Source organism: Silvimonas soli, from assembly GCF_030035605.1.
In the GTDB taxonomy this organism is placed as follows: Bacteria; Pseudomonadota; Gammaproteobacteria; order Burkholderiales; family Chitinibacteraceae; genus Silvimonas; species Silvimonas soli.
The window spans coordinates 1,767,981-1,782,163 of record NZ_CP106736.1; the positions used below are offsets into that span (position 1 = coordinate 1,767,981).

A 14,183-nucleotide genomic window follows, 5' to 3' on the forward strand; every position below is an offset into this window, starting at 1 on the left:
GAACCCCAAGGCTCCGGCATTATTTTCCCCTTCCCTTCTGCAATACCTCAGCCAGCCACTTCCCGCTTTTACATTCCTGCTTCAGCTTCAGCCTTCAACACGCTGGGCCGCGTCCACTTGGCGTAATACGAAATCGCAAAAAACGCGACCGTGGTGATGGCCACTTCAATCATTGCCAGATTGCGCGACAAGCCAACGTCACTCCATGAGCGCATCAAGCCTTCCATCCACCACAGCAAAATGAACATCGACGCCCACTGGTAGGTGTAACGGCGCCCATGCAGCAAACCACGCAGTGGTAATAGAAGCGGCACAGCCTTGAACGCGAACGAAGAACCACCAGGTCGCAAAGGCGCCAGCCATAACTCCCACGCCAGACACAGCGCGATCAACAGCAACACACACACTACAGACGTCCATTGCGCCCACGCGCGCCGTACTGCCGGGCTCATGCTGCCACCGCCAGTTTGAGGGCCACTTCAGCCAGCCGCTTGCCTTGGGCAACGGCCAGTTGCCGTTCATGTTCAGAGATGGGCTGTTCGCCGCGCATGCCGGCAATATGACTCACGCCGTATGGCGTGCCGCCCGTATCGGTGGCAGAAAGCGCCGGTTCGGTATACGGCGTACCGAGCAAGATCATGCCGTGATGGAGCAGTGGCACCATCATGGTCAGCAAGGTTGCTTCGTTCCCGCCATGCATGGAGCCCGTGCTGGTGAACACGCATGCCGGCTTGCCAGCCAGTGTGCCAGCCAGCCAGGCATTGATGGTCGAGTCCCAGAAGTACTTCATGGGCGCAGCCATATTGCCGAATCGGGTCGGGCTACCCACTGCCAGCCCGACACATTCGATCAAGTCTTGCTCCCAGACATAGGGAGCGCCAGTTTCTGGCACAGCGGGCTCGGTGGCTTCACATACCGTGGATATCTTCGGTACTGTGCGCAGCCGCGCGGTCGCGCCAGGCACCGCATCAATACCGCGTGCAATGAGTTGTGCCAGCTGGCGGGTTGCGCCATGCGTGCTGTAGTACAGAACCAGGATATCGGCCAACGAAAACTCCAGATGCAGAAAACAGAATGTGTACCGGACAATGAAGCACTCCATGACAATGGCGCGGCTAAACTGCGGCGGTATGGTTAAACTTGCGTATTATAAATTCTCGCTGGCCCCTTGATGGGCCATTTATTCAGGAAGCTTCCGAACTCATGAATGTGTCTGCGCTGGCAAAACAAAAATTAGAGGTACTGCTCACCCTGCAGTTCTGGCGCCGCTTGCTGGGATTCTTAAAATTTGTCGGGCGCCGTTTGCTGGAAGATCGCTGCATGCAAACCGCCGGCAGCCTGACTTACACCACCTTGCTGGCGATTATTCCGCTGTTCACCATCGCGCTGACGTTGTTTTCTGCGTTTCCGATGTTCGACGATTACAGCACCCGCTTCCGTTATTTTATCGTAGCCAACCTAGTGCCCGATGCCTCGGGCAAGGTCATCAGCGTTTATTTGCGCCAGTTCTCTGATAACGCCGAAAAACTCACCGCCTTCGGCACGATCGGCCTCGCCGTCACTGCGCTACTGCTGGTCTTCAATATCGAGAAAACGTTCAACCAGATCTGGGCGGTGCAACGCCAGCGCAAGCTATTGTCCAGAACGCTGATTTACTGGGCCGCCATCACACTGGGGCCGCTGGCGCTGGGCCTGAGTTTATCCATGACTTCCTGGATCTACCACCACAGCGGTGGTTTGATCGGCGGGATTCGCATTTTCGACAGCACGGTGCGCGTCGGCCCCTGGTTTGTGACCTTCGCCATGCTCAGTCTGATGTACAAGATGATCCCCAATTGCTACGTACCGCGGCGTCACGCCGTCGCTGCGGGCCTGGTGGTCGGGGTGGCGCTGGAATTGATGAAGGCGCTGTTTGGTTTGTACATCAAACAGTTTGTAACGCTCAAACTGGTCTACGGCGCCTTTGCCAGCTTCCCGATCTTTTTGACCTGGCTCTATATGTGCTGGGTGATTGTATTGGGCGGCGCAGTGTTTTCCGCCAGCCTGTCGTACTGGCACGGCAACGCCTGGCGTTGGCAGAGCTTTGCCAGCATTCGTTTCGAACAGGCTTTGCGCTTGCTGGTCGAGCTATCTCGGGCTCACCATCGCGGCGAGATCATGCATATTGACGCACTACGCCGCCAGGTCAGCCTTGGGCTGGATACCGCGCACTCCTTGCTGGAACGCATGCTGGAAAAAGGCTGGGTGGAACAGGTCAGCGACGACGCGTGGTTGCTGGCGATATCCCTGGAACGCATCACGCTGGTTGAGGTATTCGAACATGTCGTATCACCTCTTTACGCGCATGACGGGCAACATCTGGCAGAGCTGATCGGCCAGATGCGCCATTCCCTGAGTGAGAGTCTGGCTGATTACGCCGCGCTGGAAGCCACTGCGTCGGCAGAACAGCCAGCCTGAAGGGCCGCTGCGATGACCGTCGGCGTGAGCGAGCCGATGTAGGACTCACCCAGCTTGCGCAGCAAGATGAACTTGATTTTGCCAGCGTCGACCTTCTTGTCCTGCGCCATCAAATCCGAGAAGCGCTCGAATCCCAAATCAGGCGCAATCGTCGGCAAGCCCGCAGCCGCGATCAGCTTGATGATGCGATCCAGATCGGTCTGGGTGATCTGACCGAGTTCGAGCGAAGCACGCGCAGCCAGTACCATTCCGGCAGCAACGCCTTCACCATGCAGCCAGGCGCCGTAACCCAGGCCCGTTTCAATGGCGTGACCAAAGGTATGCCCCAGGTTCAGCAAGGCGCGAACGCCATGTTCTTTTTCGTCCTCGCCAACAATGCGTGCCTTGTTCTGGCAACTGCGCTCGACCGCGTATGCCAGCGCGTCGGTATCACGCGCCATCAAGCGCTCAATGTTGGCTTCCAGCCATTCAAAAAACGCCAGATCATCAATCAAACCATATTTGATGACTTCGGCTAGGCCGGCGGAGAATTCACGCGCGGGCAAGGTATCCAGACTGGCCAGATCCGCCAACACCAGTTTGGGCTGGTAGAACGAACCAATCATGTTCTTGCCCAGCGGGTGATTGATCGCTGTTTTGCCGCCAACGGATGAATCCACTTGCGCCAGCAGCGTGGTCGGAATCTGGATAAACGGCACGCCACGCTGGTAGACCGCAGCCGCAAAGCCCGTCATATCGCCCACCACGCCACCACCCAAAGCAATCAACGTGGTTTTGCGTTCAGCACGGGCGCGCAACAGGCCATCAAAAATCAGATTCAGCGTTTCCCACGTTTTGTATTGCTCGCCGTCGGGTAGCACAATCGTGACGACCTGCACGCCTGCGCCCTCGAGACCTGCTTGCAGCGGCGTCAGATAAAGCGGCGCCACGGTGGTATTGGTGACGATGGCTACGCGTGGTTGCGGCAGCAACGCCGTAATGCGATCTACCTGTGCCAGCACCCCGCGGCCGATCAAAATGTCATAAGAATCGGTGCCAAGGTCGAGCTTAACGGTGCGCATACGCTTTGTGTTCCAGTTGCTGCAACAGTTGATGAGTCAAATGCTGGACGGTTTGCCGACTGGTATCGATGACCAGATCAGCAACTTCGCGATAGAGGGGATCGCGCGCTTCAAACAACTCGGCCAAACGCTGTTTAGGATTGGCCGTTTGCAGCAGCGGGCGGTTTTTGTCGTGGGCCGTGCGCATGTACAAGTCATCCACGTTGGCGCGCAGGTAAATCACAAAGCCGCCGCGTCGCAAACTGGCACGATTGTCCGGATTGAGCACCGCACCACCGCCGGTGGCCAGCACGATCTCTTTCATGCCCGCAAGTTCGGCAATCACCGCGCATTCGCGCGCACGAAAGCCGGCCTCGCCTTCGAGCTCAAAAATAGTCGGCACGCGCACGCCGGTACGCGCTTCGATCTCATGATCGGAGTCATAAAAGGTTTTACCGGTAGCGCGCGCCAATGCGCGACCGACGGTCGTTTTACCCGCGCCCATCAGGCCGACCAGAAAGAAGTTGCCTGGCATTTTCATAAATATGATTGTACAGGAAGCCGCTAGCCTAAGGCACGTGGGGCCGGGCATGCAAACTGACTGTTCACCGCAAAATAAAAAAGGGAGCCGAAGCTCCCTTTTTTCATTAAAACCAGGCGGATTAACGCAGGGTCAGATCAGACTGCAGAATCTTCGGTGTAATGAAGATCAGCAATTCAGCACGGTTATCGGTATCAATCTTGTATTTGAACAAGTTGCCCAAGACCGGAATATCGCCCAGCAACGGTGTCTTGTTGACCGAGTTTGCCAGTGTCTGGGTGTAGATACCACCGATCACAATCGTGCCACCGTTCTCAACCAGCACTTTGGTCTCAATGTGCTTGGTATTGATCGCCGGACCGTTGGCCGTAGACTGCCCCACACTGTCCTTGTTGACCTTCACATCCATGATCACATTGCCATCTGGCGTGATTTGCGGAGTGACTTTCAGCGACAAGGTGGCATCTTTAAACGCAATGGTGGTCGCGCCGTTCTGTGCACTTTGCGAGTACGGAATCTGCTGACCGTCCTCAATCACCGCTTCAACTTGATCGGCGGTAACCAGACGCGGACTGGAGATGATCTTGCCCTTGCTGTCTGCTTCCAGCGCGGACAATTCCAGACCGACCAGCCAGTTGGCGCTTGCCGCGACCAGAGCAAAGGTGGAGGCATTACCCACACCCAAGCCGGTTGCTGGCAGGTTCACGTTCAGCAGATTGGTCGCAGAAGTCCCGCCAAGCGTGCTACTGGAGGACGATGACGACGAGCTGCTGGACGATGACGAAGAGCCGGTCTGGGTGAAGTTGTTCAAACTTGGTGCCGTGCCGATAGTTGTGCCACCGCTGTGACCCAAGGCAGCCCAACCCAGACGGGCACCCAGTTCACGGCTAAAGGTATCCGAAGCTTCAACAATCCGCGCTTCGATCAACACCTGGCGAACCGGGATATCGACCTTGTTGATAATGGCGCGAATCTGCTCGAGCTTGCTCGACACATCCTGAATGAACAAGGTGTTGGTACGTGGATCGACCACCACACTGCCGCGCTTGGACAGCATTTGCTGACCACCATCGCTCAGCATTTTCTTGATGTCATCGCCCTTCTGATACTTAAGCTGGAAGGCTTCAGTACGAGTAGGTTCGAGATCATCCACAGACTTCTGGGCTTCAAACTGCTGCTTTTCTTTGTCGGCCAGTTCCTGACGTGGCGCAATCCACAGCACATTGCCACTGCGACGCTGATCCAGGCCCTTGGCTTGCAGAATGATATCCAGCGCTTGGTCCCATGGCACGTCTTTCAGGCGCAGGGTCAGGTTGCCGTTCACCGTGTCGCTGGTCACGATATTCAGACCAGTAAACTCGGCGATCACTTGCAGCACGGTACGGATTTCCACGTTCTGGAAATTCAGCGACAGCTTTTCGCCCTTATAGACAGGCTTGGCCTTGGCCGCCTTGTCTTCATCCAGTTTTTCCCGAACTTCGACAATGAAACGGTTTTCAGTCTGATAGGCCGAATATTCCCAGTTACCCTTGGGTTCGATCACCATGCGGGCGTTGTCGCCCAGGGCGAATGAATCAACCTTGACCACTGGCGTACCAAAGTCGGTCACGTCCAGACGACGTTCCAGCGCCTTGGGCAAGGTAGCCTTGGTGAAATCAACAACCAGGCTCTTGCCTTGCGGGCGAATGTCGATCCCCACATTCGGGTCAGACAAGTCGACCACCAGACGGCCTTCGTTGTTGGCACCGCGACGGAAATCAACAGCCTTGATCGATTGCGTAGTGGCTGAAGGTTTAACATCGGCAAAGTGCACCGGACGCGCTTCTGGGGCCACGGCGGACTGCGAACCATCCAGGGTAATCAGGAACGAGTTCCCGTCGACCTTGGTGGTATAGCCAGCCTGCTTTTGCAGGTTCAACACCACACGGGTACGACCCGAGCCTTCGGCCAGATTAATCAGCCGCAACGCGCTGCCGTTGACCTGAACCGAGCTCTTGCCCGCCTGATTGGCGGCACCGGCAAAGTCAAAGGCGATCCGGGGCGGCGTATTGACCGAGAAACTGGTCGGTGTAGGCACCGCGCCATTAAAGGTCAGCTTGATCACCTGCTTTTCTGCAGAGACCGTAGTTACATCCACGGCGGTAATATCTGCCGCAAACGTCCATGATGCTGCCAGCGTAGTGCTTGCCAGCAACACTCGTTGCAGGAACGATGCTTTGATCATTTCTTTTGCTCCGCCTCTTGCAGGGGAAGCGACGTATCGCGCTCCACCCAGTCTCCGCCGCTGTCTTCGACAATTTCTTTAAGCTTCACTTCCGTCTCGCTGATCGCGAGCACCTTGCCGAAATTTTGTCCCATATAATTACCGACCTTGATCCGGTACAGATTGCCGTCAGGCGCCCGAATCAGGGCCTGTATCGTTTTTGCTTGCTGCAATGTGCCAACAAAAGTGAGCTTTTCGAGGTCGTAGCTTTCGAGTGCTTCTTTAGGGCGATTCATATCTGGCGTAACGCCGCCGTTGCCCTTGCGCGCCATATCCATTTTGTGTGGGTTGAACGGGTCAGCCACATCAAATGCGTTATAAGTAAACGGCGTATACGGTTTGGCTTCCGGCAGTGGCTCAACCTTGCCACGCATGCCTTCGCTGCTTTCGCGCATCCAGGCCTTGAGATCGCTGTTTTGATCGCCAAAGCAGCCGGACAAAGCCAAAGCCAGCAACGACACTGCCACCCCTCGCACCATCAGGCGTTTCTCTCGATAATCCATGCGAGTGGTCCTCATTTGTTCTTCTTCTTCGCCGCAGCTTCAGCCTGGCGCACCGCCTGCGCTTCACTGTCATCCAGCGCGCGATAGGTTTTGGCTACAGCAGACATCGCCAGCATGTCAGGCGACTTTGGCACCGACAGTTCGATATTGGTCAGCGTCACGATGCGCGAAAGCTGCGCCACATCGCTCACAAATGCCGCGAGATCGTGATAGCTGCCGGTGATCTTGATGTCGATTGGCATTTCGGCAAACTCAGCCGTTTTGACCTCGGCACCAGGCTTGAACAGATCAAACTGCAGACCGCGCCCTACACCCGCCTGGTTGATTTCGGTCAGCAATGTTTCCATTTCCGACTTGGTCGGCAGTTGCCGCAGCAATGCACCAAACGACTGCTGAATTTCCGCCAGCTGCTGCTTGTATGCTTCCAGGTTGATGGCTTTCTTTTCTTTATCCAGGTACTCAGTCTTGAGCGCTTCTTCTTTCAGTTGTCCAGCAGAAAGCTGGTCCATCTGATCGCTCCACAGATAGAAATACCCCAAACCCAGCACGACCACGAACACCAGCACCGCCAGACCTATCTGGGCGCCTCGTGGCCAGTTCCCCATATCCTTGGGATCAAGATTGCGCAAATCGTCCAGAGTCATTATTTGGTTCCTCCGGCAGCAGATGCCGGACGGCGCGCGGCAGCAGCGGGTGCCGACGCATCGTCGGTGACCCGGGTAATAGCGACATTGAGCGTAAACTCGGACAAGCGCTGGTTGGCAACCTGAGCCGACTTCACTTCAACCAACGTGGGCTGCTCGAACACCGGTGAATCAGACAGATTGCGCATCAAGGTTGAAACGCGGGCGTTCGATTGCGCGTAGCCATTCAAGACCAGTAACGCATCCTTCTGCTTTACCGACTTCAAATAGATACCCTCAGGCGTCTGGCGAGTCAGTTGGTCCAGCACTTTGACATCTTCAGAACGGTTGGACTGCAAGCGCTCAACCACCTTTTTGCGATCAAGTAGCTGTTGCTTTTCCAGCTTCAACTTTTCAATCTCGGCAATCTGCTGGTCCAGCTTGGCGTTTTCCTGGGTCAGGAATGTATTGCGTTCGTTCTGCGTATCAAGCCGTGCCTGATAGAAGAAATAACCCAACGCCACCACTGCAGCAGAAGCCACAAAAGTAAATCCAAGAGCAGCCAGATAACGGTTATGTCGCGCTTTACGCGCTTGTTCGCGGTGCGGTAACAGGTTAATGCGGATCATGTCGGGTCAAACCTCCGCATGGCCAGACCACATGCGATCAACAGTGAAGGTGCGTCCAGCTGAATCTGCTTGCCGCGGACCTTGCCTGTCGCCATGCCGTAGAACGGGTTGGCGCGCATGGTGCTGGTCACTTGGGTACGACTGGAGACCGCGTCATCCAGACCGTGAATGGCACTGCAGCCACCCGCGAGCAAGATGTGATCAACCGAGTTGTAATTGCTGGACGTGTAAAAGAATTGCAGTGAACGCGAGATTTCCAGCGCCATGGTGTCCATGAACGGCTGCAGCACTTCGGGCTCGTAATTTTCCGGCAGGCCACCATTTTTCTTGGAGGACTCTGCCTCTTCCGAAGAAAGGTTGAACTTGCGCTGGATTTCCTGGGTCAACTGGTTTCCGGCGTAAGCCTGATCCCGGCTATAGATCGATTGCCCATCTTTGAAAATATTCATGTGCATCGCAGTCGCGCCGATGTCGACCACCGCCACAATCTGGTTGTCACCGTTGCTGGGCAACTGTGGCCGCATCAACTCGAACGCAGCTTGCGTCGCGTAGGATTCGACATCCACCACCAAAGCTTTCAGACCGGCCGACTCAATGGCAGCAACGCGCTCTTCAACTTTTTCCTTTTTCGCCGCCGCGATCAAGACCTCGGATTCTTCCGGCACGTTGGGCGCAGGGCCCAGCACCTGGAAGTCGAGATTGACCTCGTCCAGCGAAAAGGGAATGTACTGGTTTGCCTCGGTCTCGACCTGAGTTTCCAGATCGCGATCAGACAAATCCCCCGGAACCAGGATTTTTTTGGTGATTACCGACGCAGCAGGCAACGCAATCGCGACATTTTTCAGTCGGGATCCCATTTGCCGCCATGCACGGCGCAACGCCTCGGCCACAGCGTCCATATCAGCGATATTGCCATCGGTTACCGCATCTTTCGGCAACGGTTCAATGACATAGCGCTCAAGACTGTAATTGCGCCCGGTTTGACCCAGTTCGACCATCTTGACGGCCGAGGAGCTGATATCCACTCCGATCAATGGCGGCGCCTTTGGTTTGAGAAAGTCGAGATTCAACACAATTTCCTTTTAAAAACAGGAAAGTAGAATGATATCCTGTCAGAATGCGTGAAAATCCTAACAAGCACTGGCCAGACCTGTAAAGAAGCGCCTGTAATTTACGTTTATTTTTGCAACAGGCAGCGAATATCGTAAATTGCCTGTAATGCTGCCATTAATGAACCACACATGACAAAACGAATCCTGCTTATTTGCGTTGGCATCTTCGGCGGCCTTATTATTTTCGCCGTTGGTCTGGCTTTTTTTGCCGTCCTTCTGACATATCCGCGTTTACCGTCGCTTGAAGCATTAACCGAGTACCACCCCAAAATCCCATTACGGGTATACACCGCCGATGAGATATTAATCGGTGAATTCGGTGAAGAACGCCGCGCATTCGTGCCCATTGATCAGGTACCAACGGTCATGAAACAAGCATTGCTCGCCGCCGAAGACGAACGTTTTTATCAACACGGTGGCATTGATTACGTGGGCGTAATGCGGGCGATGGCTGGAAATATCGTGTCCGGTCATGCGCAATCCGGCGCTAGCACCATCACCATGCAAGTTGCCCGTAATTTTTATTTATCCAACGAAAAAACATTTAACCGTAAATTCAACGAAGCATTACTGGCATTCAAAATCGAGCACAATCTCTCGAAAGATCAGATTCTTGAGCTTTATCTGAACCAGATTTATCTCGGCCAGCGTGCATACGGTTTTGCATCTGCATCACAAACCTATTTCGGAAAAGATCTAAAACAATTAAATGTTGCTGAGGCGGCCATGTTGGCAGGACTGCCCAAGGCGCCTTCTTCGTATAATCCAGTTGCCAATTTCAAACGCGCTACATTACGCCAACAATATGTATTACGGCGCATGCATGAGCTGCATTTCATCACCGACGAACAGTACACCAGTGCACTGAATACGCCGCTGCAAATCAAACGTATGGTCCAGGATTTCCCGGTTCATGCCGAATATGTTGCAGAAGCGGTACGACAAATGATGGTCGACCGTTACAAGGATGCCGCGTATACCGCCGGATTCAAGGTTTACACGACACTCGACAGCAAGGACCAGACAGCCGCGTATGAATCCCTGCGCAAGGGGTTAATTGATTACGACACTCGTCATGGATATCGCGGCCCCGAGGCTTTTATTGACCCTGATCTTTTCAAGTCTGGTAATGAAGAGGCGCTGGACGATGCGGTTGCTGACGTGAAGGACTCGGGCGATTTGCTGGCAGCAGTGGTTCGGCAATCCTCACCCAAGTCCGTCACTGCGTGGCTTAAAGGTGGCGAGAACATCACTATTGAAGATGATGGGCTCAAATTTGTGCGTTTTGCATTAACTGACAAAGCCAACCCCACCGCGCGCATACGGCCAGGCGCGATCATCCGGGTCAAACAAACCGATAACGGATGGGCGATTAGCCAGTTGCCACAAGTCGAAGGTGCGCTGATTTCACTGAACAGCCAGAACGGGGCGGTCAAAGCCATGGTGGGCGGCTTTGACTTTAACCGCAGCAACTTCAATCACGTCACCCAAGCCTGGCGGCAACCGGGCTCCAGTTTCAAACCCTTTGTCTATTCTGCTGCGCTGGAAAAAGGGGTTACCCCTGCAACGCTGATCAACGATGCACCAATCGTGATCAACCCGGACCAGGTTGGCGGGCAGAAGTGGGAACCCAAGAATTACGATGGCAAGTACGAGGGCATGATGACGGTGCGTAATGCGCTGACGCACTCCAAGAACCTGGTGTCGATCCGCATTCTGCAATCGATCACCCCGCAGTTTGCTCAGCAATTTGACACCCGCTTTGGCTTCACCGTACAACAGAACCCGGCCTATCTCACCATGGCCCTGGGCGCCGGTAGCGTGACACCGCAGCAGATGGCGGAAGGCTATGCCGTGTTCTCCAACACTGGCTACCGGGTCTATTCCTGGTATGTAGACAAGATCATGGATGGTCGCGGCAACTTGCTGGCGCAGATGGCACCGCAAGTCGCCGGGCAAAATGCCAAACGCACCCTCGAAGCCCGTAATGCCTTTGTGATGACCAGCATGATGCAGGATGTCGTGCGCTACGGCACTGGCTCAAAAGCGCGGGTATTGGGCCGAACGGATCTGGCCGGCAAGACCGGGACCACCAACGATACGCACGACGCCTGGTTCGCTGGCTTCAACCCGGATGTGGTCACGGTTGCCTGGGTGGGCTTTGATCAGCCTCGCTCACTGGGTGGCTCGGAAACCGGCGGTGCCGCTGCGCTACCGATCTGGATCAGTTATATGGGTAAAGTGCTGGCAGATATGCCGGAGCGGCAATACCCAGTACCCAATGGCGTTGTTGCCCAAACCATTCAGACCGAGAAGGGTGATCGCACTGAGTATTTCTTTAGCGAATACACGCAGACCAACCCTGATCTGGGCCTGGGGAGTGGTACTGCAGCCACGCAACCGCTGGATGAGATAAAGGATTTGCTGTTCTGATTCGCTTAAATGCGCGTAATGAATTACTGTTATGCAAGTGAGGTCCGTTGCCAGTGCAATCGATCTCACCCTTCCCCCGAGATGACGCCCCGGAGGTTCCCGACCTGACGCTTCTTACAGCTGAAAAGACGGCACGTGAAATCACTGCCTGCCTGCTCAATCTGACTGCAAACGGGAGAACCACCATCATGGGTAAAGCATTTTCCGCCGATCGTCACACCATGACTTTGCGCGCAGAAATCGCACATCATGCCGCACGCATGATCGCCGAAGATCATTTGCATGATTTCGCGTTAGCCAAGAAAAAAGCAGCGCGACAACTGGGGGTCTCTGAAGCGCACGTTCTGCCATCCAATCAGGAAATCGAAGATGCGCTGGAAAGCTATCGGTCGATCTATCAACCAGAGCATGGCGACAGCCTGAAACAGCTACGGCTAAAAGCGGTAAGCATGATGCGCCTGCTGAGCCCGTTCTCTCCCTATCTAACAGGGTCGGTTTTGTCTGGCGTCGCTGGCGAGCAGTCCGATATCAACATGTTGCTATATACCGACGACCCGAAAAGCGTTGAAATCTTTTTACTGAACGAACGCATCGAATATCAGCATCTGGAACCTCCCCCCGCACACCGGCATGCTTCGTATCCGACTTTGGCATTCTGGTATGACGACACCCAGATCAAGTTACACGTGCGCCCCAAAGTTGCCGAGCGCCAGAATCCACGTCGCGACGAGCGCGAACGAGCCCGGCTGGATGAGGTACAAATGCTGCTTGAGCGCCCAACCACTTTCGGCGCCTTAGCTCTGTAAAACCCGCCCCCGCGCCAATTAATCATTCCGGGCAATCCGTTTGGTTGCTCTGGAGCTTTGCATGACTCACCCATTGTATTGCGCACGCATCACGCGCGAAATCGAACAGATTCAAGCTTCTGCAGGTGTCCCGCTCATGGCTCGGGCAGGCGAAGCTGCCGCCAACTGGATTCAGCGGCGTTTTGCACTCACGACCCCCATCACAGTACTGGTTGGCCCCGGCAACAATGGCGGCGATGGCCTCACCGTCGCCTGGCATTTGAAGGCCTCCGGATATTCGGTGCGGGTGCATTATGTGGGCAATCCGGAGCAAGCATCCCCCCCGACGGCCAATGCGCATAAACTCTGGCAACAAGCAGGCGGGCGGCTGGATGAACAATGGACAGCGGATGCCGGCGTAGTCATCGATGCATTGTTTGGTATCGGGCTTAGCCGCAATGTGCCGACTGATCTGCAACAATTGTTTAGCTCAATTATCGCCTCCCGCCAGCGAGTGATAGCCCTGGATATTCCCAGTGGGTTGCACGCTGATACTGGCGCGATTCTCGGCGCCGCACTCCCCGCTCAAGCGACACTCACCTTCATCGGCGACAAACCCGGCTTGCATACTGCCAATGGGCGGGATTATGCGGGTGACGTCACCGTGTTTGACCTCGGGATATCACAGGATGCCTTCCCCGAGTCCGACTTGCAGCTATTTGCTCTGAAACAACTTCCGGGCGCACTGCGCCGGCAACAAGTGAGTCACAAAGGCACTTACGGCACGGTTGGCATCATCGGCGGCGCAAAGGGCATGACCGGAGCCGCGCTATTGGCCGGACGGGCCGCGCTGAAACTCGGAGCAGGCAAAGTCCGCATTGGCTTGCTTGGCGACAGTGTGAGTGTCGACCCGCTTTATCCCGAACTTATGCTCAACAGTGCCGAAGCGTTGATGGAACAGCAATGTGCCGTGCATCTGATTGGGCCAGGTTTGGGACGCACGGAACAAGCGCATAAATTGCTGGAAGATGCGCTGAGCAAACCAGGCCCCTTGGTCATTGATGCGGATGCGCTGAACCTTATCGCGGGCGATAGCAAACTTGCCAGCGCATGCCAAAGGCGTGGCACCCGCGTAATCATCACCCCTCATCCCACTGAAGCTGCGCGTTTGTTGGGCACAACAACAGCGGCAGTTCAGGCTGATCGGCTTTCCGCAGCCCGGGATTTGGCAGGGAGATTCAACTGCGTTGCCGTATTGAAGGGTTCGGGCACTGTCGTTTGTGATGGCACAACAACTTCGATCAATTCATCGGGCAACGCCGCGCTGGCCGCGGCAGGGCAAGGGGATATTCTCGGCGGCATTATTACGGCTTTGCTTGGCCAGGGGCTTGCCCCCCCGCAGGCAGCAAGGGTGGCTGTATTTATTCATGGCGCGGCGGCCGACAACTGGGTCAAAGCCTTCCCTAACGCCATCGGACTGACTGCGGGGGAAACCATAGATTACGCGCGGCAGGCTCTTAATGATCTAGAGGTGGAATAGTAGACGACAAAGCCCCGCAGTTCATCGCTGCGGGGCTTTGTCCTTGCGTACTGCCTTTTGCCTTGCGCGCCTTGCGCACGGTGCAAAGCAAAACGCCCGGTACAGGTTCCTGTCCGGGCGTTCAAAGGGGTGTCTGGCAATGACCTACTTTCACACGGGTAATCCGCACTATCATCGGCGCTAAGTCGTTTCACGGTCCTGTTCGGGATGGGAAGGCGTGGGGCCAACTCGCTATGGTCGCCAGACGTAACTGGTTA

The 14,183-nt window shown here is 55.3% G+C and carries 13 protein-coding genes and 1 rRNA gene; 4 read left to right on the forward strand and 10 right to left on the reverse strand.

Translation table 11 applies throughout. The annotated features are described in order from the left end of the window. Positions 1–68: 68 nt before the first annotated feature. Both N7220_RS08150 and wrbA read right to left on the reverse strand, forming a co-directional pair. Positions 69–452, reverse strand: coding sequence for a DUF2069 domain-containing protein (locus N7220_RS08150; protein WP_283150959.1), 384 nt, complete (start codon positions 450–452; stop codon positions 69–71). After that, the gene (gene wrbA / locus N7220_RS08155; protein ID WP_283150960.1) at positions 449–1,048 is read right to left on the reverse strand and encodes an NAD(P)H:quinone oxidoreductase; all 600 of its coding nucleotides are present in this window, start codon (positions 1,046–1,048) and stop codon (positions 449–451) included. The genes N7220_RS08150 and wrbA overlap by 4 nt, the downstream gene beginning before the upstream one ends. A gap of 155 nt (positions 1,049–1,203) precedes the next feature. Between wrbA and N7220_RS08160 the strand changes: the two genes are divergently transcribed. After that, the gene (locus N7220_RS08160) at positions 1,204–2,457 is read left to right on the forward strand and encodes a YihY family inner membrane protein (protein ID WP_283150961.1); all 1,254 of its coding nucleotides are present in this window, start codon (positions 1,204–1,206) and stop codon (positions 2,455–2,457) included. Here N7220_RS08160 and aroB read toward each other — a convergent pair. The 7 genes from aroB to N7220_RS08195 all read right to left on the reverse strand — a co-directional run bounded on the left by aroB (position 2,412) and on the right by N7220_RS08195 (position 9,129). Then, entirely contained in the window at positions 2,412–3,518 is a 1,107-nt protein-coding gene (gene aroB, locus N7220_RS08165; protein WP_283150962.1) for a 3-dehydroquinate synthase, read from the reverse strand. The genes N7220_RS08160 and aroB overlap by 46 nt on opposite strands. Continuing rightward, positions 3,505–4,038, reverse strand: a complete 534-nt coding sequence (locus N7220_RS08170; RefSeq protein WP_425326776.1) for a shikimate kinase — start codon at positions 4,036–4,038, stop codon at positions 3,505–3,507. Before N7220_RS08170 ends, aroB begins: the two co-directional genes overlap by 14 nt. A gap of 121 nt (positions 4,039–4,159) precedes the next feature. Next, positions 4,160–6,262 (reverse strand): type IV pilus secretin PilQ, encoded by a 2,103-nt coding sequence (locus tag N7220_RS08175; RefSeq protein ID WP_283150963.1) that lies wholly within the window; start codon positions 6,260–6,262, stop codon positions 4,160–4,162. Next, positions 6,259–6,762: a pilus assembly protein PilP gene (locus N7220_RS08180; RefSeq protein WP_283150964.1), complete on the reverse strand. Its 504-nt coding sequence runs from the start codon at positions 6,760–6,762 to the stop codon at positions 6,259–6,261. The genes N7220_RS08175 and N7220_RS08180 overlap by 4 nt, the downstream gene beginning before the upstream one ends. Positions 6,763–6,815: 53 nt before the next feature. After that, on the reverse strand, positions 6,816–7,448 hold the full coding sequence (locus N7220_RS08185; protein WP_283150965.1) for a type IV pilus inner membrane component PilO: 633 nt from the start codon (positions 7,446–7,448) through the stop codon (positions 6,816–6,818). After that, complete coding sequence (locus N7220_RS08190; protein WP_283150966.1) at positions 7,448–8,056, reverse strand: PilN domain-containing protein; 609 nt, start codon at positions 8,054–8,056, stop codon at positions 7,448–7,450. The genes N7220_RS08185 and N7220_RS08190 overlap by 1 nt, the downstream gene beginning before the upstream one ends. Then, entirely contained in the window at positions 8,053–9,129 is a 1,077-nt protein-coding gene (locus tag N7220_RS08195; RefSeq protein WP_390901573.1) for a pilus assembly protein PilM, read from the reverse strand. The genes N7220_RS08190 and N7220_RS08195 overlap by 4 nt, the downstream gene beginning before the upstream one ends. A gap of 168 nt (positions 9,130–9,297) precedes the next feature. Here N7220_RS08195 and N7220_RS08200 point away from each other — a divergent pair, with 168 nt between their 5' ends. The 3 genes from N7220_RS08200 to N7220_RS08210 all read left to right on the forward strand — a co-directional run bounded on the left by N7220_RS08200 (position 9,298) and on the right by N7220_RS08210 (position 13,926). Further along, positions 9,298–11,601 carry a penicillin-binding protein 1A gene (locus N7220_RS08200; protein ID WP_283150968.1) on the forward strand — a complete coding sequence of 768 codons (2,304 nt, stop codon included), beginning with the start codon at positions 9,298–9,300 and terminating at the stop codon, positions 11,599–11,601. Between the two features lie 188 nt (positions 11,602–11,789). Beyond that, entirely contained in the window at positions 11,790–12,407 is a 618-nt protein-coding gene (locus N7220_RS08205; protein WP_283150969.1) for a nucleotidyltransferase family protein, read from the forward strand. A 40-nt stretch (positions 12,408–12,447) separates the two neighbouring features. After that, positions 12,448–13,926, forward strand: coding sequence for an NAD(P)H-hydrate dehydratase (locus N7220_RS08210; RefSeq protein WP_283150970.1), 1,479 nt, complete (start codon positions 12,448–12,450; stop codon positions 13,924–13,926). A 131-nt stretch (positions 13,927–14,057) separates the two neighbouring features. Here N7220_RS08210 and rrf read toward each other — a convergent pair. Next, a 5S ribosomal RNA gene (gene rrf, locus N7220_RS08215) occupies positions 14,058–14,171 on the reverse strand. Positions 14,172–14,183 lie beyond the last annotated feature (12 nt).